Genomic DNA, 26,089 nt, shown 5'->3' with positions numbered 1-26,089 from the left:
GTTCAGTCTAGGCCAAGTATCGGGTAGTAGACCAGAGTGGCGTCCTACCCGATAGCGCTCATCGCCGGTCAGTCAGTGACAGGCTTTTGTGGCGCTTGCTCGCTGAGCTTGTCGGCCAGGCGCACGAAGGCGGCCAGGTCGAGTTGCTCGGGACGCAGGCTGCTATCGACGCCGGCGGCTTCGATTTCGGCATTGCTCAGCAGCAGCTTGAGGGTGTTGCGCAGGGTTTTACGGCGCTGGTTGAACGCTTCGCGCACGACGCGCTCCAGCAAGCGGTGATCCCTGGCCGGGTGCGGCAGCACCGCGTGGGGCACCAGGCGCACGATGGCCGAGTCGACTTTCGGCGGCGGGTTGAATGCCCCCGGGCCAACGTTGAACAGGTGCTCGACCCGGCAGTGGTACTGAACCATGATCGACAGGCGGCCCCAGTCACCTCCACCAGGACCGGCAGCCAGGCGCTCGACCACTTCCTTTTGCAGCATGAAGTGCATGTCGCGGATCAGGTGCGAGTTGTGCAACAGGTGAAAAATCAGTGGCGTGGAGATGTTGTACGGCAGGTTGCCGACCACGCGCAGGCTACCTGGCGCGGCATTCAGGCTGTTGAAGTCGAACTTCAGTGCATCGCCCTGATGCAGGTTGAAGTTGCTGTTGCCGGCAAACTGTTGGTTGAGGATCGGGATCAGGTCCTTGTCCAGTTCCACCACGTCGAGTTGCGCGCCGCTGCTGAGCAGGCCTTGGGTCAGAGCGCCCTGGCCCGGGCCGATTTCCAGCAGGCGGTCGTCGCTCTTGGCATGAATGGAACGCAGGATGCGGTCGATAACGCCGGCATCGTGCAGGAAGTTCTGGCCAAAGCGTTTGCGCGCCTTGTGTTGGTAGTGCTCGGTCATAAACGGGTCTCGGCCATCTGATAGGCGGTTTCCAGGGCGACTTGCAGGCTGCCGGTGTCGATCTTGCCGCTGCCGGCCAGGTCCAGGGCAGTGCCGTGGTCGACCGAGGTGCGGATGATCGGCAAGCCGAGGGTCACGTTGACTGCCGCGCCGAAGCCTTTGTACTTCAGCACCGGCAGGCCCTGGTCGTGGTACATCGCCAGCACCGCATCGCAGTGCTCCAGATATTTGGGGGTAAACAGAGTGTCGGCGGGCAGGGGGCCGCGAAGGTCCATGCCCTCGCCGCGCAAGCGCTCTAATGTGGGTTCGATGATATCGATTTCTTCATGGCCCAGGTGCCCGCCTTCGCCAGCATGGGGGTTGAGCCCGCAGACCAGGATACGTGGCTGGGCGATGCCGAATTTGTTTTGCAGGTCGGCGTGCAGGATTCGCGTGACGCGCTCCAGGCGCTCCGGTGTGATTGCATCGGCAATCTCGCGAAGTGGCAGGTGAGTGGTCACCAGGGCCACGCGCAAGCCACGTGTGGCCAGCATCATCACCACTTGTGTGGTGTGGGTCAGGTCGGCGAGGAATTCGGTGTGCCCGGAAAAGGCGATGCCGGATTCGTTGATCACGCCTTTGTGCACCGGTGCGGTGATCATGCCGGCAAAATCCCCGCTCAGGCAGCCCTGGCCGGCCCGGGTCAGGGTTTCCAGAACGAAGGCAGCGTTGGCCTTGTCCAGTTGCCCGGTGACGACCTTGGCGTTGAGCGGTGTATCCCAGACATACAGGCTGTTGGCGGGCGCGGGTGCATCCGGCCAGTTGCCCGGTTTTACCGCCAGCAAGTCGACAGCCACGCCCAGTTGCGCGGCCCGCTCAATGAGCAGGTCGCGGCTGGTAATGGCAATCAGGGGGTGAGGCTGGGCTTGCGAGGCAAGCAGCAGGCACAGGTCGGGACCTATGCCGGCTGGTTCACCGGGTGTCAGCGCGAAACGTTGGGGTTTCACTGCGCTGCCTGGTCGGCGCCAGGGAGTTTGATTTCCACGTACGCTTCGTCACGGATCTGACGCAGCCAGGTTTGCAGCTCTTCGTCATATTTGCGGTTACGCAAAACGGTCATTGCCTGCTGCTCGCGAGCCTGTGTGGTGCTGTCGGTGGCGCGGCGGCCAAGGACTTCCAGGACGTGCCAGCCGTATTGAGTCTGGAACGGCCTGGACAATTGACCTTGCGGGGTCTTGGCCATCACTGCGCGGAACTCGGGCACCAGCGCGTTCGGGTCGACCCAGTTCAGGTCGCCACCGTTGAGAGCGGAACCCGGGTCTTCCGAGTAGCTTTTCGCCAGCTCGCCGAAATCTTCGCCAGCCTCGATACGGCTGTAGAGCGACTCGGCCAGGGCCTTGGTCTTCGCTTCGTCGCGGATCGGGCTCGGTTTGACCAGGATGTGGCGCACATGCACTTCATCGCGCATCTGGGTCTCGCCGCCACGCTTGCCAAGAATCTTCAGGATGATGAAACCGCCTGGCGTGCGCATTGGCTGGGTGACGTCACCCACTGGCATGGTGCTCAGCAGGCGATCGAACGGCGGGGGCAATTGAGCGGCTTTACGCCAGCCCATGTCGCCACCTTCCAGTGCGGTTTCGCTGGCGGACTTGGCGATGGCCAACTGACCGAAGTCAGCGCCTTGCTTGAGCTGCTGGTAAATCGCATCGGCCTGTTTGGCTGCATTCTGAATCGCATCGGAGTTGGCGCTTTCCGGTGTAGGAATCAGGATGTTGGCCAGGTGGAACTCTTCGGATAGCTGCATTTTGCCCAAGTCGGACGCCAGGAAGTTCTTCACTTCCTGCTCGGAGACCTGAATGCGTTCGGCAACCCGACGCTGGCGCACACGGCTGATGACCATTTCGCGGCGAATCTGCTCACGTGCGTCGTCGTAGGACAGGCCGTCGCGAGTCAGGGCGGCGCGGAACTGCTCTACCGACATGTTGTTGCGCTGGGCAATGGTGCCGACTGCCTGGTTCAGTTCTTCATCGGTAATGCGGATGCCGGAGCGATCGCCGATCTGCAATTGCAGGTTTTCGACGATCAGACGCTCAAGTACCTGCTGTTCCAGCACGCTGGCCGGCGGCACGGCAGAACCGCGCTTGGCAATGGTTTGCTGAACTTCATGAACGCGCTGGTCCAGTTGGCTCTGCATGACCACGTCGTTGTCGACGATGGCCACCACCTTATCGATGGACTGTACGGCGGCACTGGCCGCCGTACTCAGGAACAGCGCGCCCAGCATCAGCGGGCGCAGACAATCAGAAAGCTTGGTCTTCACGTTCACGATAACCTTGAATGCCTTTGTCGAGGAAGCTCTCGGCCTTGGCGCCGGTAAGGCCGCCGAGTCCCTTCAGAACAATTTGGAGGAAGACGCCATGGTCGCCTTTTTCGTTTTGCGGTGCTTGCTGGCTGAACTCGTCATAATCAACGAAGTAGCGGTTGATCAGGCGCAGTTTCCAGCAGCAGCTGTCGTATTCGAAACCACCGAAGGCTTCCAGGGTACGGTTGCGGTTGTAATCATACTGCCAACGGCTGATGGCGCTCCATTGTGGCACGATCGGCCAGATCACCGAGAAGTCGTGCTGCTGGATCTTGTAGTAATCCTTCACGAAGCCAGGCTGGCCAGGGGTGCCGTAGTCACCGCCGAACTGCCATTTACCGGTGTTCTGGTTGTAGATCACCTGGTCGTTACGATAGCGATAGCCAACGTTGACGACCTTGTTCGGATTGTCTTCAGGCTGGTAGTGGAACATCGCGCTGCCCGAACGAGGGCTGCGGCTGTCCGGGTCCCAGTTGTAGTCGGCCGTGGTACGCCAGTCGCGGTTCCAGCGATACTCGTATTCCAGTGCATATGGGGAAACGCTGGCTTTGGCGTCGTCACGGTCGTTGAAGTTCACGCCTGGCAACTGGACTTCACGGTCCTTGAAGTACAAGGCCTGGCCGACACTGATGCGTTGACGCTCGAAACCGTTGTCTTCGATCCAGCGGCTGGTCACACCCAGGGACAATTTGTTCTCGTCGCCGACACGGTCGGAGCCAGAGAAACGGTTGTCACGGAACAGCGATGCAAAGTTGAAGGTGGATTCGCTGGTATCGAATACCGGGATGTCTTCCTGGTCGACTTCAGGCACGTACAGGTAGAACAGACGCGGCTCGAGGGTCTGGCGGTAGTTCTTGCCGAAATACTGAGTATTGCGATCGAAGTACAGGCCGCTGTCGATGCTGGCGATCGGCACGCCGCGGTTCTGGTTGCTGTCGAAGGTCCCGCTGAGCTTGTCCTGCTCTGCGCTTTGCGCGGCGATCTGCGTCTTGCCGGTGTTGTCCAGATCCAGTTGGTACTGGGTGTACTGGTACTTGAGCGTCGGCTTCAGAAAGCCGTAGGTCCAGTTCAATGGCAGGCTGACAGCCGGAGCCAGGTTGAGTCGGTCGCCATTGGCGCGAGCCAGGCCTTGAATGTTGTTATCAAGACGGGGAGAGCCGACGCCATCTTCGTCAAAGTATTCCCCGTTCTGCAGATCCCGGTCAAACCGTACGACTTCGGTGTTGTACGTGAAATCCAGGCCTTCCGGATGATAAGGCAGCATACCGTCGAGGGTGATCTGCGGCAGGCGGTCGTACGGCGTAATGTTCGAAACGGTCGCTAGCTGAAAGGCCTGGGCATTTACGCGAGCGGTATAACTGTCGCCGCGATAGGTGACAGAACCCTGCTGGTTCACGTAGTCCTGGCTTTTCACGCCAATCTGGTCGGTCTGCAGATCCTGGAAGTAATACGGATCGCTGATCTTGGTGTAGTCGACTTGCGTGAGTACTCGCGAGTCGAGACCTCCCTTGTGCTGCCAGTTGTACATGTAGCGGGTTTTTTCGGCGTCGCTCTGCTTGTCGCGCTCGTCGCTTTCGTCGTTGAGGTACGCCGCGCCGAACTGGCCTTCGCTGGACTTTGTCAGGTAGCGGAACTCGCCTTCCATCAACAAACCGTGCTTTTCCATGTAGCGCGGGTACAACGTGGCATCGTAGTTTGGCGCCAGGTTGAAGTAGTACGGGGTGACCAGCATGAAGCCGGTATCGCTGCCGGTGCCGATGGTCGGCGGCAGGAAGCCGGACTGGCGACGGTCGTCGATCGGGAAATAGATGTACGGCGTGTACAGGACCGGAATGTCCTTGACCCGCAGCGTCACGTTGGTCGCCGTACCGAAACCGGTGGCCGGGTTCAGGGTGATGTTGTTGCCCTTGAGCTGCCAGGCGTTGCTGTTCGGTTCGCACGTGGTGTACGTACCATCCTTGAGGCGGATGATCGCATTCTCGGCACGTTTGGCGTACAGCGCATTACCGCGGATGCGGGATTTGTGCATCACGTATTCGGCGTTGTCGACCTTGGCTTCACCGGTGTCGAGCTGCACGTCGGCGTGGTCGCCGACGATCAGCGCGCCGTTGTCGCGAATGCGCACGTTGCCGTTCAGGTCGCCACGGCTCTCGGCCTGGTACAGGTTGGCTTCGTCGGCCTCGACCTGCATGCTGCCCTGGCGCATGACAACGTCGCCGGCCAGGGTCGCGACCTGCTCATCCTGCTTATAGCGGGAGGCTTTGGCGCCGATAAAGGTTGGAGCGTCACTTTTATTCGTCTTGTCGTCCATGCCGGGACGAATCGGTTCGATATAGGAACCAGAGCAATAAGGACCGGTTTCGGCCAATTGTGCGGCGGTGAGCTGCTCGCGGGGAACCCAGTCGAGGTGACTGTAGTCTGCGCTACGCGACTTCAGGCCACGGCCTTTGGATTCGGTGACCAGCGCCGGCTTGGCGCCGGCGTCTTGGCTGGAACCGTTCTCGGCCGGGGCTTCGCCGGTGGCGGAAACTGCGCTGCCATCATGGACGGGACGCGGTGGCAATACAGCCGCCGGCGTTTTTGGTGCACAGTCCCAGGAACCCGAAGCAGAGACTGAGCAGTCAAACTGTTCCGCGGCGACCACGTAGGAAGTGGCAAGGGGTTGCAGCGCCAGCAAACTGCCGGTAACCAACAACGGAAATTTTTTACGAAACGCGGGGGATTTCAATGCCATCTTATTAGTCCGGGCTTCCTGCGTGCCATCTGCCCGCGGTGTGGGCCGCACGCCTCTCGATGGTCTGAAAAAGATGCTGGATAATAAAGCATGACCCGCTTGACGGCTAGCGCCGTCGGAGACCCTTGCAATGCCTGATCAAGATGTACGCTTGCAACACCTGAAAGTTTGGCTCGATGAACAATTGGCGACCTTTTTTGCCGAGCAAAGTTGGGGCGCCGTCCCCCCGTCCACGTTGACTGCGGCCAGCAGCGACGCGAGTTTTCGACGGTATTTTCGCTGGGAGGGCGGTGGCAAAAGTTTCATCGTGATGGATGCGCCGCCCCCCCAGGAAAACTGTAAACCCTTCGTGGATATCGCCTTTTTGCTGGCGAAATCCGGAATAAATGTGCCGAAAATTTATGCCGAAGACCTCGAGCGTGGTTTTCTTTTGCTCAATGACCTGGGCAACAAGACCTATCTGGACGTCATCGACAGCGAAAACGCCGACGATTTATTCAACGATGCCCTGCAAGCATTGCTGGCTTTCCAGCAGTTGCCGATGATTGCGCCATTGCCGAGCTATGACGTGGCCTTGCTGCGTCGTGAGCTGGAACTGTTCCCGGAGTGGTACGTGAAGCGTGAATTGGGCATCGAATTCGACGCGGCGCAGCAAGTACTCTGGCAGCAGGTCAGCGAACTGTTGATCGACAGTGCCCTGGCACAGCCAAAAGTCCTGGTGCATCGTGACTACATGCCGCGCAACCTGATGCTTGGCGAGCCCAATCCTGGCGTGCTGGATTTCCAGGATGCGGTGTACGGCCCGGTGACCTATGATGTGACCTGCCTGTTCAAGGACGCCTTCCTCAGCTGGCCCGAGGAGCGCGTGTACGGCTGGCTCGAAAGCTACTGGCAGCAAGCGGGTGCCATTGGCATTCCGGTTCAGTCCGAGTTCGAGGACTTCCTGCGTGCCAGCGACTTGATGGGGGTGCAACGTCACCTGAAAGTCATCGGCATTTTTGCGCGCATCTGCCATCGCGACGGCAAACCGCGTTATCTGGGCGATGTGCCACGTTTCTTTGCGTACATAGACGCGGTGATCGCTCGCCGCCCTGAGCTGGCCGAGCTGGATGTGTTGCTGGCCAGTCTGCGCGCCGGAGTGAAAGCATGAAGGCAATGATTCTGGCTGCGGGCAAAGGCGAGCGCATGCGCCCGCTGACCCTGACCACGCCAAAACCGCTGGTTCGGGCAGGCGGCGTGCCGCTGATCGAATATCACCTGCGAGCACTGGCCGCGGCCGGGTTCACCGACATCGTGATCAATCACGCCTGGCTTGGTCGACAGATCGAAGACTACCTGGGCGATGGATCGCGCTATGGCGTGAGCATTCAGTACTCGGCGGAAGGTGAGCCCCTGGAAACCGGCGGCGGGATTTTCCGCGCATTGCCGTTGCTGGGGGATGACGCGTTTGTGGTGGTCAATGGCGACATCTGGACCGATTACGACTTCAGCATGCTGCATCAGCCCATCAACGGCCTGGCGCACCTGGTACTGGCCAGCAACCCGCCCCATCATCCGGCCGGGGACTTCAGCCTGGTCGGAACCCAGGTGCGTGACGGTCAGCCGGAATCAGCCACCCTGACTTACAGCGGCATCGCCGTGTTGCATCCGCAGTTGTTCGACGGTTGCACCGCGGGGGCCTTCAAGCTCGCGCCGCTGTTGCGCAAGGCGATGGCTGAGGGGCAGGTTACCGGCGAGCAATTGAGGGGGTACTGGGTCGATGTCGGCACTCATGAGCGTCTGGCCGAAGTTGAAACGTTAATCGAAGCGAGCCGCTGACATGTTGTGGCCAGGGACTCTGATTGGAGCCGGAGCTGGCTTTGCCATAGCCAGTATTCCGGGGGCCTTGCTCGGCGGGTTGTTGGGGCAGGCGCTGGACCGGCGCTTGCACCTGCAGAGCTGGGGGCATTTGCGGGAAAAGCTGGGCGGTCGTCCGGTGTTGCGTAACGATGAATTGCTGTTTGTCCTGTTGGGGCGCCTGGCCAAGTGCGACGGCCAGGTGGTGGCCGGGCACATCGATCAGGCCCGAGCGGAAATGCGCGCTCTGGACATGTCCGAGCCGGCCCGGCGTCGTGCGATTGCCGCGTTCAATCGCGGCAAATCCGGCTGTGACCGGCTGCGCGGTTATCTGCGTCGCCTGAGTGCCCAGCCCTATGCGGCGGAAGGCGTGTTGCGCGCCTGCTGGCGAATGGTGTGGGCCGATGGTTGTGCCGGCCGCCGCGAACGTGAATTGATCGGCCAATGGGGCCAGTGGCTGGGCTGGACGCCGCGCCAGGTGCAAGCGCTGGCCCACGACTATGAGCCGCAGAAGCGACCCGTGACCAACAGCGTGCCAAGTTATCAGGACGCCCTGAGGCTTTTGGGGGTGTCGGCCACCACTGAACCGGCGCAGATCAAGCGTGCCTATCGGCGTCTGCTCAGCCGCCATCATCCGGACAAAATTGCCGGCAGTGGCGCGACGGCGATGCAGGTTCGTGAGGCTACCGAGAGAACGCGTGAACTGCACAATGCCTATACGCTGATTCGGGAGCGGCGGAATTTTCGCTAACAGGAAAGACTAGTGTCGTCTGTAACGGCCCTATCGTCAGAACGCCGCCCGGAGCAAGCTCGCTCCCACAGGTTTTGTGTCGTACGCGATTTTGTGATCGGCATAAAACGCTGTGGGAGCGTGGCTTGCCCGCGATGAAGGCGCCTCGGTCTGTCAGTTAGCCGGGTTCTGAGGAGTCAACCAACCCCGCACTCGCCGGAACAGTTGCTCCTGTTCGGCCCTGGTATCGGGCAACGCCTTGAGCGCGACCTGGCTGAATGCCGATGACTTCGAACGCTTGCTGGCCTGCAGGCGTTCCAGTGCTGCGTTGCGATCTGACGCTTTGTCCTTGTAGTAAATATCCGCAGTCGGCAGTTTCAGGGTCGGGGTCAGCTCCGCCAACTCAGGCTTTGCCGCTACCGGTGTCCGGGCAGCAACCATCACCAGCTTTTCGACTTGCGACGGCTGCTTCTCGCTCAGGTAACGCGTGGCCCAATAGGCGCCGGAACCATGCCCCAGCACGACGATACTGCGAGCGTTTTGCTGTTCGGCGAAGGCGAGTGCGGCGTCGATCCGGGCGAAGATGCGCTCGGCATCGGCCTTGGACTGCTCCTCAGTGGTTTGGGCGATGACCTTGTCGGCCACATCGGCCTCGCCACTGGCCACCTGTTCGATGGGGGCCGCGGTGGTCGAGTCTTTGCTGCCGGTTTCGGGGGCCTTGGGAGCCGGTGCTGCTTCCATGACTCGTGGCGCAATGGCATCGCTTTGCGGATCCGGCAAGGTGATACTCAGGCTGCTCCACTCGGCGTCCGGCAGTTTGCGCCGCAAAGGGCCAACCGCTTGCGGCCAGTCAACGGTTTCGCCGGCGCCGGGGATGATAATCACCGCGCCTTTGGGTTCGGCGGTATTGGCCGGTTTCCACAAGGCCAGAAACGTGTCGGTGCCCGCTTGCAGTTGTTGCTGTTCCTGAGCCGGGATTTTTCGCTCAAGTGCAGTCGCTTCTTCCTGACTACGCTCAGGCAACGGCTGACGTTCGAGTGGTTTTTCTTCGGCGGTTTTTTCTGCTGCCGCAGGCGCCGGGTCGGCCGCCTCGACGGAAAAAGCACATGGCAGGATCAGCGACAGGCACAATGCTGGCAGTGCCAGGCGATAGACAGGGGGCATCGGATTTTCCAGGCCAGAAGTTGTTCCGGCAGCCTAATGGGTTGGTCAGTATTTGTCAGTGTGTGAGAGTTCAATGATGCGTTTACGCTGCCTGTGGGTTATCGGCTGTTTGTGGTTTCCCTTGATGGGTTGGGCGGCGGCCATGCCCCCGGAGCACGTTGCCCAACTGACCCCGAAACAACAGCATTGGCTGGCGCAGCAGGACGAGTTGCGGGTCGGCGTGGTGTTGCAGGCGCCCTATGCGCAATATGATCGCCGTTTGCAGCGCCTGTCCGGGGTGAATGTCGACTTGATGAAGTGGCTGGCAAAGACCCTCAACGTCGAACTGAGCTGGCGCAACTTTCCTGACCTTGAACAGCTTGAGGCGGCTGCACGCGAGGGCGAAATCGACATCGCCCCGGGGCTGACCCAAACCCCTGGCGGATTGCGCCTCTGGCAGTTTTCCGACCCTTACATGCGAGTACCGCAACTGGTGGTCAGCGACCAGAAGAGCGCCGGCGCGGTCGAGCTCGAAAAGCTCGACAGCCAGACACGCGTCGCCGTGCGCATGCCCAGCGCCATCGCCGATTACCTGCGTAGCAACTATCCGCACCTGAATCTGCAAGGCGTCCCGATGGAACGTCAGGCATTGCAATTGCTGGCTGGCCAGCAGGCGGGTTATGCGGTGATTGATGAGGCACAATTGGGGCGCCTGTCCGTCGAGCCGGAGTTCGCCGGGTTGGTGGTGGTCGGGGACGTCGGCTTGCCGCAACTGCTGCGAGTGGCCACGCGTCGCGACAAGCCGGAACTGGCGGGTATCGTCGAAAGTGCATTGCGGGCAATCCCGGCCAAGGATCTGGAGCAACTGCACAATCAATGGCTGCAACCCAAGTATCCGCGGCTGACGGAGTCTCCGGGGTTCTGGCAAAACCTCTGCCTGTTGCTGGCTGTGCTGGTGTTGAGCTGCATGGCCATCGTGTTCTGGCAGCGTCGCCAGCAGCACAGCCTGGAGCAACGCTTGATGGCCGCGCAGGAAGACATTGCCTTGCGCGCCGCCAGCGAAGAGGCATTGCGGCTCACCCAGTTTTCCATCGATCAAAGCACCGTCGGTATCCTCTGGGTCAACTGGGACAGCCACGTGCGCTACGCCAACCGTGCGGCGGAAAGCATGCTTGGCTATCCGGCTGGCGGGATCATTGATCGGCCCTTGATCGATTTCGAACCCGGCCTGCACATGGACCGCTGGCTGAACCTGTGGAAGCGCGCCAGGGCCAGTGAAGACGGCCCGCAAAGCTTCGAAACCAATTGCGTGCGCGCCGACGGCAGCATTCTGCCGACCGATGTTTCGTTGAGTTTTCTGCGCTTTCGCGATGGCGAATACCTGGTGGTTTACCTCAACGACGTCACCGAGCGGCGCCGTGCCCTGGCCGCCTTGCAGGAAAGCGAGGCGCGACTGCAAGGCATCGCCGCCAACGTTCCGGGGCTGGTATTCCGCCTGGAGCGGGCGCCGGTGACCGGTCAGATCGACTTTGCCTACATCAGCGAAGGCAGCGAAAGCCTGGTGGGTTACTCGCCGGCCACGCTGGCGCATCGCGACAAAGGCCTGCGCAGTCTCGTGCATCCGGATGACAAGGCCAGCTATCACCAGACCCAGGATCATGCGCTGGATACCGACAGCGACTGGTCGTGGCAAGGTCGAATTCTTACGCGCCAGGGCGAACAGCGTTGGGCGGAAATCAAGGCCATCACCCGCCAGCTTGAAGATGGCACGTATGTCTGGGACGGCATCGTCTGGGACATCAGCGAGAGCAAGCGCATCGAACTTGAACTGGCCAGCTCCCGGGAACAACTGCGTGAGTTGTCAGCGCACCTGGAAAGCGTGCGCGAAGAAGAAAAGGCGCGCATCGCCCGGGAAGTTCACGATGAGCTGGGGCAGATGCTCACCGTGTTGAAGCTGGAAACGTCCATGTGCGAACTGGCCTACGCGCAGCTTGATCCTGGTCTGAACGAACGCTTGAACAGCATGAAGCGCTTGATCGCTCAGTTGTTTCAGTTGGTCCGTGATGTGGCCACGGCATTGCGCCCGCCGATTCTCGACGCTGGCATCGCCTCGGCCATAGAGTGGCAGGCCCGCCGATTCGAGGCGCGCACACATATCCCGTGTCTGGTGCAGGTGCCTGACAATCTTCCGGTGCTCAGCGACGCCAAGGCTATCGGCCTGTTCCGGATCCTTCAGGAAGCGCTGACCAACGTCATGCGTCACGCCCAGGCGCATACTGTTGAACTGACGCTGGCGCTGGAAGGCGACGAGTTGTGTCTGACGGTCAGCGATGATGGCGTAGGATTTGTCGCCACGCATGGCAGGCCAACGTCCTTTGGGATCGTCGGCATGCGCGAGCGGGTGTTGATTATGGGCGGTGAGTTATCCCTTGAGAGTGAGCCGGGTGAAGGCACCTCCCTAAGCGTGCGAGTACCGCTCGATAGATCTTGAATCTGGAGAAGAACGTGATCCGTGTACTGGTAGCCGAAGACCACACCATCGTCCGTGAAGGCATCAAGCAGCTGATTGGCCTGGCCAAGGATTTGCTGGTGGTGGGGGAGGCGAGCAATGGCGAGCAGTTGCTCGACACCTTGCGTCATGTGCCCTGCGAAGTGGTGTTGCTGGACATCTCCATGCCAGGCGTCAACGGTCTGGAAGCGATTCCGCGGATTCGCGCCCTGAACAATCCGCCGGCGATCCTGGTGTTGTCGATGCACGACGAAGCGCAGATGGCTGCCCGGGCGCTGAAGATCGGGGCCGCCGGTTATGCAACCAAGGACAGCGATCCGGCACTGTTACTGACGGCCATTCGCAAAGTGGCGTCAGGCGGGCGTTATATCGACCCTGAACTGGCCGACCGCATGGTCTTCGAGGTCGGCCTGACCGACTCGCGTCCATTGCACTCGTTGCTCTCCGAGCGCGAATTTTCCGTGTTCGAACGCCTGGCCCAGGGCGCCAACGTCAACGACATCGCCCAGCAACTGGCGCTGAGCAGCAAGACCATCAGCACCCACAAGGCGCGGCTGATGCAAAAGCTCAACATCACCTCGCTGGCGGAGCTGGTGAGGTACGCGATGGAACACAAGCTCCTTTAAAGAGCACCACCGTACCTGTGGGAGCGAGCTTGCTCGCGATGGCGTCTTGTCAGGCAATGCATGTATTGACTGATCGGGCCTCATCGCGAGCAAGCTCGCTCCCGCAGAGATCTCCATCAGTCGTTGAACCGTGCGCATATCCAATAGCGACGTGCCTGACGAGCCGCTTTTGCCATTACCTGCGGTTTGTAGCTGATCACTGCCGCTGCATTTGCCAAAACACGCCATCCTTGTAGGGCAATCCCTACCCACAACCTTCCATCCGGCTGAGGCCAATCTCTCTTGCGCCCCGATTTGCGCGGCCCCCAGCGTCCACTAGGCTTAATCCCACAGCAGTCATCAATAACAAAGGTGTGGGTATGAGCCAGGTCGATTCAAGCGCAGGGGCCAATGATGTTCTGGTCAGCTTTCGTGGAGTGCAGAAGAGCTACGACGGCGAGAACCTGATCGTCAAAGACCTCAACCTGGACATTCGCAAAGGCGAATTCCTCACCTTGCTCGGGCCGTCCGGTTCCGGCAAGACCACCAGCCTGATGATGCTCGCCGGTTTCGAAACGCCAACCGCGGGCGAAATCCTGTTGGCCGGGCGCGCCATCAACAACGTGCCGCCGCACAAGCGCGACATCGGCATGGTGTTCCAGAACTACGCATTGTTCCCGCACATGACGGTGGCCGAGAACCTGGCGTTCCCGCTGACCGTGCGTGGCATGAACAAGAGCGATGTCAGTGCCCGGGTCAAGCGTGTGCTGAGCATGGTTCAGCTCGATGCCTTCGCCCAGCGCTACCCGGCGCAGCTTTCCGGCGGTCAGCAACAGCGTGTGGCATTGGCCCGGGCGCTGGTGTTCGAGCCGCAACTGGTGCTGATGGACGAGCCCCTCGGCGCACTCGACAAACAACTGCGTGAACACATGCAGATGGAGATCAAGCACCTGCACCAGCGCCTGGGCGTCACCGTGGTCTACGTGACCCACGATCAGGGCGAAGCTTTGACCATGTCCGACCGTGTGGCGGTGTTCCATCAGGGCGAAATCCAGCAGATCGCGCCGCCGCGCACCCTCTACGAAGAGCCGAAGAACACCTTCGTCGCCAACTTCATCGGTGAGAACAACCGCCTCAATGGTCGCCTGCACAGTCAAACCGGCGACCGTTGCATTGTCGAACTCGGACGCGGCGAAAAGGTGGAGGCCCTGGCGGTCAACGTCGGCCAGACCGGCGAGCCGGTGACCCTGTCCATTCGTCCGGAGCGGGTGAGCCTCAATGGCTCCAGCGACCAATGCGTCAACCGCTTCTCCGGGCGAGTCGAGGAATTCATCTATCTGGGCGACCACGTCCGGGTTCGCATGGAAGTCTGCGGCAAGACCGACTTCTTCGTGAAACAGCCGATAGCCGAGCTTGATCCCTCGCTCGCCGTCGGCGACGTGGTACCGCTTGGCTGGCAGGTCGAGCACGTTCGCGCGCTCGACCCTCTTTTAGAGGCGCATTGATCGCCCCGGCAACACCAACACCAACCCTGCACGTGGAGAGAACAATAAATGTTGAGATCCCTGAAATTCACCGCTTTGGCACTGGGCATGATGGGCGCGGCACACGCAATGGCGGCCGGCCCGGACCTGACCGTGGTGTCCTTTGGCGGGGCGAACAAGGCGGCTCAGGTCAAAGCCTTCTACGCACCGTGGGAAGCGGCAGGTAACGGCAAGATCGTGGCTGGCGAGTACAACGGCGAAATGGCCAAGATCAAGGCCATGGTCGACACCAAAAGCGTGTCCTGGGATCTGGTAGAGGTTGAGTCGCCGGAGCTGTCCCGTGGTTGCGACGAAGACATGTTCGAGCAGCTCGATCCGAAACTGTTCGGCAAGACCGAAGACTACGTCAAGGGTGCCATCCAGCCTTGCGGCGTGGGTTTCTTTGTGTGGTCGACTGTGCTGGCCTACAACGCCGACAAGCTGAAAACCGCACCGACCAGTTGGGTGGATTTCTGGGACACCAAGCAGTTCCCGGGCAAGCGTGGCCTGCGTAAAGGCGCCAAGTACACCCTGGAGTTCGCACTGATGGCCGACGGCGTTGCGCCGAAAGACGTCTACAAAGTGCTGGCCGGTAAAGACGGTCAGGACCGCGCATTCAAGAAGCTCGATGAGCTCAAGCCGAACATCCAGTGGTGGGAAGCCGGTGCACAACCGCCGCAATATCTCGCTTCCGGTGACGTGGTCATGAGCTCGGCCTACAACGGTCGTATCGCTGCCGTGCAGAAAGAAAGCAACCTGAAAGTCGTGTGGAACGGCGGTATCTACGACTTCGACGCATGGGCCATTCCGAAAGGTCTGGACAAGGCACGGGCCGAAGCGGCGAAGAAGTTCATCGCTTACTCGGTGATGCCACAACAGCAGAAGACCTACTCGGAAAACATTGCCTACGGCCCGGCCAACACCCAAGCCGTACCGTTGCTGTCCAAGGATGTCCTGAAAGACATGCCGACCACCCCGGAAAACATCGCCAACCAGGTGCAGATCGACGTCAGCTTCTGGGCTGACAACGGCGAGCAACTGGAGCAGCGCTTCAATTCCTGGGCGGCGAAGTAATCCTTCGCCCGTAGGAGCTGCCGACGGCTGCGATCTTTTGATTTTGGTTTTGACTTTGCCTTTCCAGGATCAAGAGATCGCAGCCTCGTTGCACTCGACAGCTCCTACAGGGTGCGGTGTGTTTGATGAGTGTTGATGTAATGCGGCATCACCGTGGGTGGTGCCGCCCATTCAAAGATTCCCGGAGTACGTCATGGCTATCGCCGTTCCCCTGAACGAGGGCACCAGCCCCACCTTGAAGCAGCGGCTCAAGCACGCCGAGCGGGTCAACCGCTGGAAGGCCCAGGCGTTGATCGCGCCGCTGGTGCTGTTTCTGTTGCTGGTGTTCCTGGTGCCGATCGTGGCGCTGCTCTACAAAAGCGTTGGCAACCCGGAAGTGGTCGGCGGCATGCCGCGCACCGTGACCGCCATCGCCAGCTGGGACGGCCGCGGCCTGCCCGCTGAGCCGGTTTACAAAGCGGCGGCCGAAGACCTCGCTGACGCTCGCAAGAATCAGACCCTGGGCGATCTGTCCAAGCGCTTGAACATGGAGCTGGCCGGCTACCGCAGCCTGCTGACCAAAACTGCCCGTGCCTTGCCGCTCGCCACTGAACCGTCCTCTTATAAAGAAGCGCTGGAAGGTCTTGATGAGCGCTGGGGCGACCCGGCCTACTGGCAAGCGGTGCGCCGCAACACCAGCAGCATTACCCCGTATTACCTGCTGGCGGCCGTCGATCATCGCATTGACGACCTCGGCGAAATCGCCCCGGCCACCCCGGACCAGGCGATTTATCTCGACATCTTCGCCCGCACCTTCTGGATGGGCTTGGTCATCACCGTGATCTGCCTGGTGCTGGCGTATCCCCTGGCTTACCTGTTGGCGAACCTGCCGTCACGGCAGAGCAACCTGCTGATGATTCTGGTGCTATTGCCGTTCTGGACGTCGATCCTGGTACGGGTCGCGGCGTGGATCGTGTTGCTGCAATCGGGTGGCTTGATCAACAGCGGCCTGATGGCCATGGGCATCATCGATAAGCCGATCGAGCTGGTGTTCAACCGCGTCGGTGTCTACATCTCGATGGTGCACATCCTGCTGCCGTTCATGATCCTGCCGATCTACAGCGTGATGAAAGGCATATCGCCGACCTATATGCGTGCCGCGATTTCCCTCGGCTGCCATCCGTTCGCCAGTTTCTGGCGGGTGTACTTCCCGCAGACCTATGCCGGTGTAGGCGCCGGTTGCCTCTTGGTGTTCATCCTCGCCATCGGCTACTACATCACCCCGGCGTTGCTGGGCAGCCCGAACGATCAGATGGTCAGCTACTTCGTCGCCTTCTACACCAACACCAGCATCAACTGGGGCATGGCGACCGCGCTCGGTGGGTTGCTGTTGCTCGCGACGGTCGTGCTTTATCTGATTTACAGCTGGCTGGTAGGCGCCAGCCGCCTGCGCCTGAGCTAAGGGGAGAACGAAATGCTGAGTCCTTATATGTCGCCCATCGAACGGGTGTGGTTCTACAGCTTGCGGATTCTCTGCGGCTTGATTCTGTTGTTCCTGATCCTGCCGGTACTGGTGATCATTCCACTGTCGTTCAACTCGGGGAGTTTTCTGGTCTATCCGCTGCAAGGCTTTTCGCTGCACTGGTACCAGGACTTCTTTGCCTCAGCGGAATGGATGCGCTCGTTGAAGAACAGCATCATCGTGGCCCCGGCAGCGACGGTACTGGCGATGATCTTCGGCACGCTGGCGGCGATCGGCCTGACCCGAGGCGATTTCCCGGGCAAGCCGCTGGTGATGGCGCTAGTGATTTCGCCGATGGTGGTGCCGGTGGTGATCATTGGTGTGGCCAGTTACCTGACCTTCGCTCCACTGGGATTTGGCAACAGCTATACCTCGCTGATCGTCGTACATGCGGTGTTGGGTGTGCCGTTTGTGATCATTACCGTGTCGGCGACGTTGCAGGGGTTCAATCACAACCTGGTGCGGGCCGCTGCGAGTTTGGGGGCTTCGCCGCTGACCACGTTCCGCCGGGTGACTTTGCCACTGATTGCGCCGGGCGTGATCTCCGGAGCGCTGTTTGCCTTTGCGACTTCGTTCGATGAGGTGGTGGTGACGCTGTTCCTGGCAGGTCCTGAACAAGCGACCCTGCCACGGCAGATGTTCAGCGGCATCCGCGAAAACCTCAGTCCGACCATCGCTGCCGCCGCGACGCTGCTGATTGCCTTCTCGGTGATCCTGTTGCTGACCCTGGAATGGTTGCGCGGGCGAGGCGAGAAACTGCGTACCGCGCAGGTCTGAAACCGGTAGTTTTATCGACGCCATGCCCTGTAGGAGCCGGCAAGCCGGCTCCTACAGGGTCGTGTCCGGCGTGGGTCATCCATGACCTGTTCGAGCGATTGATGCGCAACAGTCCGCACAAGTTGGGTGCCGTCGATATCGAAAAGATCTATCGCGCGGCGCACCGGGGCTTCTGCCGTTGATGGATGATGGCAAGATCCAATCATCGCGCTCACGGTGCGCGCGTCAAAGCATGAGGTATACAATGCGCGCCATCGTGATTCTGCTCAGAAAAGGTGCGTCATGCAGCCCTTCGTAATTGCTCCGTCGATTCTCTCCGCCGACTTCGCCCGCCTGGGTGAGGAAGTGGACAACGTCCTGGCCGCTGGTGCCGACTTCGTGCACTTCGACGTCATGGATAATCACTACGTGCCGAACCTGACCATCGGCCCGATGGTCTGCGCGGCACTGCGCAAGTACGGCGTGACCGCGCCGATCGATGCGCACCTGATGGTCAGCCCGGTGGACCGCATCGTGGGCGACTTCATCGAAGCCGGCGCGACCTACATCACCTTCCACCCGGAAGCCACCCAGCACGTCGACCGCTCCCTGCAACTGATCCGCGAAGGCGGCTGCAAGTCGGGCCTGGTGTTCAACCCGGCGACTCCGCTGGACGTGCTCAAGTACGTGATGGACAAGGTCGACATGATCCTGCTGATGAGCGTCAACCCGGGCTTCGGCGGGCAGAAGTTCATCCCCGGCACCCTCGACAAACTGCGTGAAGCGCGGGCGTTGATCGATGCCTCCGGCCGTGACATCCGCCTGGAAATCGACGGTGGCGTGAACGTGAACAACATCCGCGAAATCGCGGCGGCCGGTGCCGACACCTTCGTCGCTGGCTCGGCCATCTTCAATGCGCCGAACTATCAGGAAGTCATCGACAAGATGCGTACCGAACTGGCGCTGGCTCGCCCATGAGTGGCATTGAGCAGTTGTTCCCGGGGAAACTGCCGCGGCTGGTGATGTTCGATCTGGACGGTACGTTGATCGACTCGGTCCCGGACCTCGCGGCGGCTGTGGATAACATGCTGCTCAAACTCGGGCGTCAACCTGCCGGTATCGAACCGGTGCGGGAGTGGGTTGGCAACGGCGTGCGCATGCTGGTACGCCGGGCCTTGGCCAACCATATCGACGGCGCGGGTGTCGATGAGGTCGAGGCCGAGCATGCTCTGCAATTGTTCAATGGCTTTTATGAGGACGGTCACGAGCTGACGGTGGTTTACCCCGGCGTGCGCGACACCCTGAAATGGCTGCACAAGCAGGGTGTCGAAATGGCGCTGATCACCAACAAACCGGAGCGCTTCGTCGCGCCGTTGCTGGATCAGATGAAAATCGGCCGTTACTTCAAATGGATCATCGGCGGCGACACCCTGCCACAACAGAAACCCGACCCGGCAGCGCTGTTTTTCGTGATGAAAATGGCCAACATTCCGGCGTCGCAATCGTTGTTCGTCGGCGATTCGCGTAGCGATGTGCTGGCGGCGAAAGCGGCGGGGGTCAAGTGCGTGGCCTTGAGCTACGGCTATAACCACGGCCGGCCGATCGCCGAAGAATCGCCGGCGCTGGTGATCGATGACCTGCGCAAGCTAATTCCCGGTTGCCTGGATCCGGCCGCTGAGATAACGTTGGCCGACGCTGTCAAATCCCCTTCTGGAAACGCCATCGTGGTGGTCACTCGCAAACTCTGGATGAAAGTCATCAAGGCCCTGGCCCGCTGGCGTTGGCGCGCCTGACTTGATCCTGGCCGGTTACCCGGCGCGTTTGCATACCCGACTGTTCGACCCTCAAGCCACGAGGCACCTCATGATCCGCGAAGAATTCCTGCGTTTGGCCGCTGCCGGCTACAACCGCATCCCGCTTGCCTGTGAAACCCTGGCCGACTTCGACACGCCGCTGTCGATCTACCTGAAACTGGCCGACGAGCCCAATTCCTACTTGCTGGAGTCCGTACAGGGCGGCGAGAAGTGGGGCCGTTACTCGATCATCGGCCTGCCGTGCCGCACCGTGCTGCGGGTTCACGACCATCACGTCAGCGTGACCGTCGATGGTGTCGAGACCGAAAGCCACGACGTGGAAGACCCGCTGGCCTTCGTCGAAACCTTCAAGGCTCGCTACAACGTGCCGACCATTGCCGGCCTGCCGCGTTTCAATGGCGGGCTGGTGGGCTACTTCGGTTATGACTGCGTGCGTTACGTGGAAAAGCGCTTGGGCAAATGCCCGAATCCGGATCCGCTGGGCGTGCCGGACATTCTGCTGATGGTCTCCGACGCCGTGGTGGTGTTCGATAACCTGGCCGGCAAGATGCACGCAATCGTCCTGGCCGACCCGGCGCAGGAAGATGCCTTCGAACAAGGTCGCGCACGCCTGGAAGAACTGCTGGAAAAACTCCGTCAGCCGATCACCCCACGCCGTGGCCTGGACTTGAGCAAGCAACAAGCGGCCGATCCGGTATTCCGTTCCAGCTTCACCCAGCACGATTACGAAAAAGCCGTCGACACCATCAAGGAATACATCCTGGCCGGTGACTGCATGCAGGTCGTGCCGTCCCAACGCATGTCGATTGACTTCAAGGCGGCACCGATCGATCTGTATCGTGCGCTGCGCTGCTTCAACCCGACGCCTTACATGTACTTCTTCAACTTCGGCGACTTCCACGTCGTCGGCAGTTCGCCGGAAGTGCTGGTGCGGGTCGAAGACAACCTGATCACCGTGCGCCCGATTGCCGGTACCCGTCCGCGGGGCGCCAACGAAGAGGCTGACCTGGCGCTGGAAAAAGACCTGCTGTCGGACGACAAGGAAATCGCCGAACACTTGATGCTGATCGACCTGGGTCGCAACGACACCGGTCGCGTATCGGAAATCGGTTCGGTAAAGCTCACCGAGAAAATGGTCATCGAGCGTTACTCCAACGTGATGCACATCGTGTCCAACGTCACCGGGCAACTGAAGGCAGGGCTGACGGCCATGGACGCACTGCGGGCGATTCTGCCGGCGGGCACCTTGTCCGGCGCGCCGAAGATTCGCGCGATGGAAATCATCGACGAACTGGAGCCGGTCAAGCGTGGCGTGTACGGTGGTGCGGTCGGTTACTTCGCCTGGAACGGCAATATGGACACGGCCATTGCGATCCGCACGGCGGTGATCAAGAACGGCGAACTGCATGTGCAGGCCGGTGGTGGCATCGTCGCCGACTCGGTGCCAGCGCTGGAATGGGAAGAAACCCTGAACAAGCGCCGTGCGATGTTCCGCGCCGTTGCCCTGGCGGAACAAACCCCGAATACCTGATCCACGCAAAACCTACTGTAGGAGCTAGCTTGCTAGCGAAGGAGTGTCAGCAACACAGTGTCGACTGACACACCTTCGCTAGCAAGCTAGCTCCTACAGGGGATTTGCGGACACCAAAAAAGCGCGGCACCTGTGAGGGCGCCGCGTTTTTTATTGGCTGCACATCAGAAGTCCAGCGCAACACCCAGGTTGATGCCTTGTTGGGTGAAGTCGTCGTCCTTGCGGATGTTGTAGCTGGCGCGCAACGCCAGGTCCTTGGTGAGGTTGTGGCTCACACCCAGGTTCACACGTTGCATGTGACTTTGCGGGGTGTAGCCCTCCAGCGTGAACTGGTTGTTTGGCAGGCTGTTGAGGCTGATGCTCACGTCCTGGGTATCGTCGTTGTACTCACGTTCGACTGCCGCTTCGCCAAAAACCTGGGTTTGCGGGGTGATCTGGTATTTGCCCTGCAGGCCAGCGCCCAGACGCCGGGAAATACGCTCCTGATCGGCGAAGGTCAGCGCCGTGGAATCGCTGCCATCCTCCGAGTAACCATCGACTTGTACTTTGGAGAAATCGGCGCTGACAAACGGCGACAGGTGCCAGGGGCTGCTGGCTTGTTGCGCAATGTCGTAACCCACCCGTGCGCTGAAGGCTTCGACGTAGCCGCTGGTATCGCCTTTTTCGCCGCGTTCGTTGGCGCCCAGCTGGAATTTACGCTTGAGGCTATCGTAATCCAGATGCCCGGCCGTCAACGCCGCGTCGGCCCACACACGGTTTTGCTGGTACTGGGCGAATGCCGTGCCCAGGTAAGTGTTGAGTTTGTAGTCGGAATCGTTGTTGCCGGCTTCGAGTTTCTGGTTATAGAAACCCGCCACCAGACCAATTCGCCAGGCATCGTCGAGACGATAGCTGCCACCGATGTTCACGTTGGCTCCGTTGCCATCGGCGCTTGCCACGCTGTCCTGACTGTCAAAGTCCTGATGCTGTCCGCCGCCGCTGACAATGGCTCGCCATTGGCCAACGCCCTGCCAGTTTTCCCAATCGGCCAGCCACTGATTGCGCAATTCATCCTGGTGCGCGCGCACGGTGCCCTGGGCCATTTCCGGCAGCAAGGTCAGCTCCCACGGCGCTGCCAGCAAGGAATACGCGTAATCGGCGATCAGGCGCTGCCCGGCTTCGGTGGGGTGCACCGAGTCGTTGTAGACCAGCTTGGTCGGGTCCGGCGTGGCGCTGTTGATGCCGTAGCGGGCGTTTTCGGTGCAACCGCTGCCGCTGAAACAGGTAGCGATGAGGTTCTGGTCGGTAGCCAGGCCAAACTGCGCCGGGTTGGCGAACGTCTCTTTGAGCAGTACCGGAATGTTGAGCGGGATGACTTCGGCATTGATGTTTTGCAGTCGGCTTACCAGTTCAGTGTTGAACTGGGTGCTGAGTTGGGACGTGAACGCTTGCAGCGGGGTGCCGTTGAACGCCGGGGTAAAGCCGATATCGGGCAGTAGCCAGACCATGACGTATTTGGCGCCGGCGGTTTGCAGGGTCTGCACGCTGTCGGCCAGGCGGTCGGCGGCGGCACTGGCCTGGGGCAGGCTGGTGACGCGACCTTGCAGGAAGTCGTTGCCGCCACCCGACAGGTAATACAGTGCGTTCGGGTCGGCACGGAAGTTATTGGATGGAAGATAACCGGCCCGGGTGCGTTCGCCGGTGGCGGAGATGCTGGTAATCGAATCAAGAATCTGGTCGGTACGATAGCCGCCTACAGCCCAGTTGTTACCATCAGGCAGGCCTTCGTTGGCGCGAACTGCTGAAGCAGAGGATGCCGTCTGGTCCGGCGAAAACCCCAGTTTCCCACCCAGAATCTGCGTGGAGTTGAGCGAGCGGACTTCGCCGCTGCCATTCAGGTACACCGGCCCCGTACGGTTGGTAAAGCGCTGTGTCGCCCCGGCAGGCCCACCCGTGTCGGCAAAGGTCCCTGCATCGTTGAGGCTGTCCCCGAAGACAACGAAATTGGTATAAGGATTAGGTGCGGCGTTCGCCTGGGCGCATGCGATCGCGAGCAAGCATCCAGCGAGCGGTACAAACAACGACTGTTTGATCATATGCAAGTCCGTTTATTTATTGTTGTAGTTAACGAAACGACAGTACCAAAAACTTCCGGCCTTTTGCCATCTGTCGCGAAGCCTTTGATAGTTTCGCGGGCAGTGCCCCCGGTGATATTGCGCGCTCTGCCCAGCTAAGTTACTGTGCCCGGACGTACGAACGAGACCTTCCCCGTGTTGATCATCAGTAAACTCCTGGATCAAGTCATCAAGGCACATGCCCGCTGGCGTTGGCGCGCCTGAATTCTTTTGCCGGCCCTGCCGGACCTGTATCGCTTTGCCTTCTTTACCTGTTTGAAATGCCGCTTTGCTGGCGCTACACCGGCACCTGACAAAGCGCAGCGCTCTGCGGGTAAATCATTCGAAGGCCATCCTCAAAGTCAGTGAATTCAAGAGGTTCTAAACGCCATGTTGCTGATGATCGATAACTACGACTCCTTTACCTACAACGTTGTGCAGTACCTGGGCGAGCTCGGCTCCCAGGTCAAAGTCGTGCGCAACGATGAACTGACCATCGCTGAAATCGAAGCCCTCAATCCAGAGCGCATCGTTGTGTCCCCCGGTCCTTGCACTCCGACCGAAGCCGGCATCTCGATTGAAGCGATCAAGCATTTCGCCGGCAAACTGCCGATTCTTGGCGTCTGCCTCGGCCACCAGTCCATCGGCCAGGCCTTTGGCGGCGATGTGGTGCGCGCCCGTCAAGTGATGCACGGTAAGACTAGCCCGGTATTTCACGAGGACAAGGGAGTGTTCGCAGGCCTGAATCGTCCGCTGACGGTCACGCGTTATCATTCATTGATCGTCAAGCGCGAAACCCTGCCCGATTGCCTGGAGCTAACGGCCTGGACCCAGCTCGAAGACGGCTCGGTCGATGAGATCATGGGGCTGCGTCACAAGACCCTGAACATCGAGGGCGTGCAGTTTCACCCAGAATCGATTCTCACCGAGCAGGGCCACGAACTGTTCGCCAACTTCCTTAAACAAACCGGCGGCACGCGCTAAGGACTTTTCATGAATATCAAGACAGCCCTGAGCCGCATCGTCGATCACCTCGACCTCAGCACCGATGAAATGCGCGATGTGATGCGCGAAATCATGACCGGGCAATGCTCGGACGCGCAGATTGGCGCGTTCATGATGGCCATGCGCATGAAGAGCGAAAGCATCGACGAAATCGTCGGCGCGGTGTCGGTGATGCGCGAGCTGGCGGACAAGGTCGAGCTCAAGACCCTCGACGGCGTGGTCGATGTGGTGGGCACCGGCGGTGACGGTGCCAATATCTTCAACGTGTCGACCGCTGCTGCGTTCGTCGTTTCCGCTGCTGGCTGCACCGTGGCCAAGCATGGCAACCGTGCAGTCTCGGGCAAGAGCGGCAGTGCCGATCTGCTGGAGGCGGCCGGTATCTACCTGAACCTGACCCCAGTGCAAGTGGCGCGTTGCATTGACAACGTTGGTATTGGTTTCATGTTTGCCCAGACTCATCACTCTGCGATGAAATACGCGGCCAGCCCGCGCCGCGAACTGGGTCTGCGGACCTTGTTCAACATGCTCGGCCCGCTTACGAATCCGGCCGGTGTGAAGCATCAGGTGGTCGGCGTATTCACCCAGGCCCTGTGCCGACCGCTGGCGGAAGTGCTGCAGCGTCTGGGCAGCAAGCACGTGTTGGTGGTGCATTCGAAGGATGGCCTCGACGAATTCAGTCTGGCAGCACCGACCTTCGTGGCAGAGCTGAAAAATGACCAGATCACCGAGTATTGGGTCGAACCGGAAGACCTGGGCATGAAGAGCCAGAGCCTGCATGGCCTGGCGGTGGATAGCCCGGCGGCGTCCCTGGAGCTGATTCGCGATGCCCTGGGCAAGCGCAAGACCGAGAACGGTCAGAAAGCGGCCGAGATGATCATGCTCAATGCCGGTGCCGCGCTGTACGCAGCCGACCACGCCAGCAGTTTGAAAGAGGGCGTTGCACTTGCGCACGATGCGCTGCACACCGGTCTCGCTCGAGAGAAGCTCGAGGAGCTGGGTGCGTTCACCGCGGTATTCAAAGTGGAGAATGAGGGATGAGTGTACCGACGGTTCTGGAAAAGATTCTGGCGCGCAAGGTCGAGGAAGTCGCCGGGCGTAGCGCTCGCATCAGCCTCGCCGAGCTGGAAAGCCTGGCCAAGACGGCCGATGCACCCCGTGGTTTTGCCAAGGCATTGCTGGCTCAGGCCAAGCTGAAACAGCCGGCAGTCATTGCCGAAATCAAGAAAGCTTCGCCGAGCAAAGGCGTGATCCGCGAGAACTTCGTTCCTGCCGATATCGCCAGAAGCTACGAGAAGGGCGGGGCGACCTGCCTGTCGGTACTCACCGACATCGACTACTTCCAGGGTGCCGATGCGTACCTGCAGCAGGCCCGCGCGGCGTGCCAGCTGCCGGTGATCCGCAAGGACTTCATGATCGATCCATACCAGATCGTTGAAGCCCGGGCCCTGGGTGCCGACTGCGTGCTGTTGATCGTCTCCGCTCTGGACGATGTGAAAATGGCCGAACTGGCAGCCGTGGCCAAAAGCGTCAACCTCGATGTGCTGGTGGAAGTCCACGACGGCGATGAGCTGGAGCGGGCCTTGAAAACCCTCGACACTCCGCTGGTCGGCGTGAACAACCGCAACCTGCACACTTTCGATGTCAGCCTGGAAACCACTCTCGACCTGTTGCCGCGTATTCCGCGCGATCGTCTGGTCATCACCGAGAGTGGCATTCTCAACCGTGCCGATGTTGAGCTAATGGAAATCAGCGACGTCTACGCATTCCTGGTCGGCGAAGCATTCATGCGCGCCGAAAGCCCGGGTACCGAGTTGCAGCGTCTGTTCTTCCCTGAACGCGGCATTCCCGTCAGTGGCTCGACCCTCGACTAAAAGCATCGCGAGCAAGCTCGCTCCCACAGGGTTTGATGGTGGCCACAAGATCCATGGGCTGCCGGGATCAAATGTGGGAGCGAGATTGCTCGCGATAGCGGCATAAGAAGCACCACAGACTTTATGTCCTACGGAA

The 26,089-nt window shown here is 60.3% G+C and carries 21 protein-coding genes; 15 read left to right on the top strand and 6 right to left on the bottom strand.

What is annotated here, in order from left to right; translation table 11 throughout:
• Window positions 1-68: 68 nt before the first annotated feature.
• From rsmA to KGA81_RS21900, 4 genes are read right to left on the bottom strand one after another with little or no spacing between them, the layout of a single operon-like run.
• Window positions 69-887 (bottom strand): 16S rRNA (adenine(1518)-N(6)/adenine(1519)-N(6))-dimethyltransferase RsmA, encoded by an 819-nt coding sequence (rsmA, locus tag KGA81_RS21915; RefSeq protein ID WP_223548366.1) that lies wholly within the window; start codon window positions 885-887, stop codon window positions 69-71.
• Window positions 884-1,873 carry a 4-hydroxythreonine-4-phosphate dehydrogenase PdxA gene (pdxA, locus tag KGA81_RS21910; RefSeq protein ID WP_223548364.1) on the bottom strand — a complete coding sequence of 330 codons (990 nt, stop codon included), beginning with the start codon at window positions 1,871-1,873 and terminating at the stop codon, window positions 884-886. The genes rsmA and pdxA overlap by 4 nt, the downstream gene beginning before the upstream one ends.
• Entirely contained in the window at window positions 1,870-3,186 is a 1,317-nt protein-coding gene (gene surA, locus KGA81_RS21905; RefSeq protein ID WP_411736570.1) for a peptidylprolyl isomerase SurA, read from the bottom strand. Before surA ends, pdxA begins: the two co-directional genes overlap by 4 nt.
• The gene (locus KGA81_RS21900) at window positions 3,167-5,962 is read right to left on the bottom strand and encodes an LPS-assembly protein LptD (RefSeq protein ID WP_223548360.1); all 2,796 of its coding nucleotides are present in this window, start codon (window positions 5,960-5,962) and stop codon (window positions 3,167-3,169) included. Before KGA81_RS21900 ends, surA begins: the two co-directional genes overlap by 20 nt.
• Before the next feature lie 130 nt (window positions 5,963-6,092).
• Between KGA81_RS21900 and KGA81_RS21895 the strand changes: the two genes are divergently transcribed.
• From KGA81_RS21895 to KGA81_RS21885, 3 genes are read left to right on the top strand one after another with little or no spacing between them, the layout of a single operon-like run.
• Window positions 6,093-7,112, top strand: coding sequence for an aminoglycoside phosphotransferase family protein (locus KGA81_RS21895; protein WP_223548358.1), 1,020 nt, complete (start codon window positions 6,093-6,095; stop codon window positions 7,110-7,112).
• Window positions 7,109-7,780, top strand: a complete 672-nt coding sequence (gene murU / locus KGA81_RS21890; protein ID WP_223548356.1) for an N-acetylmuramate alpha-1-phosphate uridylyltransferase MurU — start codon at window positions 7,109-7,111, stop codon at window positions 7,778-7,780. The genes KGA81_RS21895 and murU overlap by 4 nt, the downstream gene beginning before the upstream one ends.
• Window position 7,781: 1 nt before the next feature.
• The gene (locus KGA81_RS21885) at window positions 7,782-8,549 is read left to right on the top strand and encodes a DnaJ domain-containing protein (RefSeq protein ID WP_223548354.1); all 768 of its coding nucleotides are present in this window, start codon (window positions 7,782-7,784) and stop codon (window positions 8,547-8,549) included.
• 153 nt (window positions 8,550-8,702) lie between these two features.
• Here the strand turns inward: KGA81_RS21885 and KGA81_RS21880 are convergent, their stop codons facing one another.
• Complete coding sequence (locus tag KGA81_RS21880; RefSeq protein WP_223548351.1) at window positions 8,703-9,692, bottom strand: alpha/beta hydrolase family protein; 990 nt, start codon at window positions 9,690-9,692, stop codon at window positions 8,703-8,705.
• Between the two features lie 73 nt (window positions 9,693-9,765).
• Here KGA81_RS21880 and KGA81_RS21875 point away from each other — a divergent pair, with 73 nt between their 5' ends.
• From KGA81_RS21875 to trpE, 9 genes are all read left to right on the top strand, one after another.
• Window positions 9,766-12,162 carry a PAS domain S-box protein gene (locus KGA81_RS21875; RefSeq protein WP_223548348.1) on the top strand — a complete coding sequence of 799 codons (2,397 nt, stop codon included), beginning with the start codon at window positions 9,766-9,768 and terminating at the stop codon, window positions 12,160-12,162.
• A 14-nt stretch (window positions 12,163-12,176) separates the two neighbouring features.
• Window positions 12,177-12,806: a response regulator gene (locus KGA81_RS21870; RefSeq protein ID WP_223548346.1), complete on the top strand. Its 630-nt coding sequence runs from the start codon at window positions 12,177-12,179 to the stop codon at window positions 12,804-12,806.
• A gap of 359 nt (window positions 12,807-13,165) precedes the next feature.
• Window positions 13,166-14,290 (top strand): ABC transporter ATP-binding protein, encoded by a 1,125-nt coding sequence (locus KGA81_RS21865; protein WP_046039490.1) that lies wholly within the window; start codon window positions 13,166-13,168, stop codon window positions 14,288-14,290.
• Window positions 14,291-14,338: 48 nt separating this feature from the next.
• A complete protein-coding gene (locus KGA81_RS21860) occupies window positions 14,339-15,382 on the top strand; it encodes an ABC transporter substrate-binding protein (RefSeq protein ID WP_223548344.1) in 1,044 nt (347 codons plus the stop codon).
• Between the two features lie 193 nt (window positions 15,383-15,575).
• On the top strand, window positions 15,576-16,823 hold the full coding sequence (locus KGA81_RS21855; RefSeq protein ID WP_223548342.1) for an ABC transporter permease: 1,248 nt from the start codon (window positions 15,576-15,578) through the stop codon (window positions 16,821-16,823).
• A gap of 12 nt (window positions 16,824-16,835) precedes the next feature.
• A complete protein-coding gene (locus KGA81_RS21850) occupies window positions 16,836-17,660 on the top strand; it encodes an ABC transporter permease (RefSeq protein ID WP_223548340.1) in 825 nt (274 codons plus the stop codon).
• A 282-nt stretch (window positions 17,661-17,942) separates the two neighbouring features.
• Window positions 17,943-18,617 (top strand): ribulose-phosphate 3-epimerase, encoded by a 675-nt coding sequence (gene rpe, locus KGA81_RS21845; RefSeq protein ID WP_218431068.1) that lies wholly within the window; start codon window positions 17,943-17,945, stop codon window positions 18,615-18,617.
• A complete protein-coding gene (locus KGA81_RS21840) occupies window positions 18,614-19,432 on the top strand; it encodes a phosphoglycolate phosphatase (protein WP_223548338.1) in 819 nt (272 codons plus the stop codon). Before rpe ends, KGA81_RS21840 begins: the two co-directional genes overlap by 4 nt.
• 70 nt (window positions 19,433-19,502) lie before the next feature.
• Entirely contained in the window at window positions 19,503-20,984 is a 1,482-nt protein-coding gene (gene trpE / locus KGA81_RS21835) for an anthranilate synthase component I (RefSeq protein WP_223548336.1), read from the top strand.
• Between the two features lie 164 nt (window positions 20,985-21,148).
• Here the strand turns inward: trpE and estP are convergent, their stop codons facing one another.
• A complete protein-coding gene (gene estP, locus KGA81_RS21830; RefSeq protein ID WP_223548334.1) occupies window positions 21,149-23,059 on the bottom strand; it encodes an esterase EstP in 1,911 nt (636 codons plus the stop codon).
• Between the two features lie 408 nt (window positions 23,060-23,467).
• Between estP and KGA81_RS21825 the strand changes: the two genes are divergently transcribed.
• The 3 genes from KGA81_RS21825 to trpC are packed head-to-tail and all read left to right on the top strand — an operon-like array spanning window position 23,468 to window position 25,953.
• Entirely contained in the window at window positions 23,468-24,061 is a 594-nt protein-coding gene (locus KGA81_RS21825; RefSeq protein WP_007980194.1) for an aminodeoxychorismate/anthranilate synthase component II, read from the top strand.
• A gap of 9 nt (window positions 24,062-24,070) precedes the next feature.
• A complete protein-coding gene (gene trpD, locus KGA81_RS21820; RefSeq protein WP_223548332.1) occupies window positions 24,071-25,120 on the top strand; it encodes an anthranilate phosphoribosyltransferase in 1,050 nt (349 codons plus the stop codon).
• Window positions 25,117-25,953 (top strand): indole-3-glycerol phosphate synthase TrpC, encoded by an 837-nt coding sequence (gene trpC / locus KGA81_RS21815; protein WP_223548330.1) that lies wholly within the window; start codon window positions 25,117-25,119, stop codon window positions 25,951-25,953. The genes trpD and trpC overlap by 4 nt, the downstream gene beginning before the upstream one ends.
• Window positions 25,954-26,089: the final 136 nt, after the last annotated feature.

This window comes from Pseudomonas sp. A-B-19 (assembly GCF_019947515.1).
Lineage (GTDB): Bacteria > Pseudomonadota > Gammaproteobacteria > Pseudomonadales > Pseudomonadaceae > Aquipseudomonas.
Note: the sequence above shows the minus strand (reverse complement) of the source record. Positions and strands in the feature narration are given on the sequence as shown.

Excerpts from the sequence above, each read along its gene's own strand:
- rsmA (WP_223548366.1), bottom strand. The coding sequence starts at position 887 with ATGACCGAGCACTACCAACACAAGGCGCGCAAACGCTTTGGCCAGAAC.
- KGA81_RS21900 (WP_223548360.1), bottom strand. The coding sequence starts at position 5,962 with ATGGCATTGAAATCCCCCGCGTTTCGTAAAAAATTTCCGTTGTTGGTT.
- KGA81_RS21895 (WP_223548358.1), top strand. The coding sequence starts at position 6,093 with ATGCCTGATCAAGATGTACGCTTGCAACACCTGAAAGTTTGGCTCGAT.
- murU (WP_223548356.1), top strand. The coding sequence starts at position 7,109 with ATGAAGGCAATGATTCTGGCTGCGGGCAAAGGCGAGCGCATGCGCCCG.
- KGA81_RS21885 (WP_223548354.1), top strand. The coding sequence starts at position 7,782 with ATGTTGTGGCCAGGGACTCTGATTGGAGCCGGAGCTGGCTTTGCCATA.
- KGA81_RS21880 (WP_223548351.1), bottom strand. The coding sequence starts at position 9,692 with ATGCCCCCTGTCTATCGCCTGGCACTGCCAGCATTGTGCCTGTCGCTG.
- KGA81_RS21875 (WP_223548348.1), top strand. The coding sequence starts at position 9,766 with ATGATGCGTTTACGCTGCCTGTGGGTTATCGGCTGTTTGTGGTTTCCC.
- KGA81_RS21865 (WP_046039490.1), top strand. The coding sequence starts at position 13,166 with ATGAGCCAGGTCGATTCAAGCGCAGGGGCCAATGATGTTCTGGTCAGC.
- KGA81_RS21860 (WP_223548344.1), top strand. The coding sequence starts at position 14,339 with ATGTTGAGATCCCTGAAATTCACCGCTTTGGCACTGGGCATGATGGGC.
- KGA81_RS21855 (WP_223548342.1), top strand. The coding sequence starts at position 15,576 with ATGGCTATCGCCGTTCCCCTGAACGAGGGCACCAGCCCCACCTTGAAG.
- KGA81_RS21850 (WP_223548340.1), top strand. The coding sequence starts at position 16,836 with ATGCTGAGTCCTTATATGTCGCCCATCGAACGGGTGTGGTTCTACAGC.
- rpe (WP_218431068.1), top strand. The coding sequence starts at position 17,943 with ATGCAGCCCTTCGTAATTGCTCCGTCGATTCTCTCCGCCGACTTCGCC.
- KGA81_RS21840 (WP_223548338.1), top strand. The coding sequence starts at position 18,614 with ATGAGTGGCATTGAGCAGTTGTTCCCGGGGAAACTGCCGCGGCTGGTG.
- trpE (WP_223548336.1), top strand. The coding sequence starts at position 19,503 with ATGATCCGCGAAGAATTCCTGCGTTTGGCCGCTGCCGGCTACAACCGC.
- estP (WP_223548334.1), bottom strand. The coding sequence starts at position 23,059 with ATGATCAAACAGTCGTTGTTTGTACCGCTCGCTGGATGCTTGCTCGCG.
- KGA81_RS21825 (WP_007980194.1), top strand. The coding sequence starts at position 23,468 with ATGTTGCTGATGATCGATAACTACGACTCCTTTACCTACAACGTTGTG.
- trpD (WP_223548332.1), top strand. The coding sequence starts at position 24,071 with ATGAATATCAAGACAGCCCTGAGCCGCATCGTCGATCACCTCGACCTC.
- trpC (WP_223548330.1), top strand. The coding sequence starts at position 25,117 with ATGAGTGTACCGACGGTTCTGGAAAAGATTCTGGCGCGCAAGGTCGAG.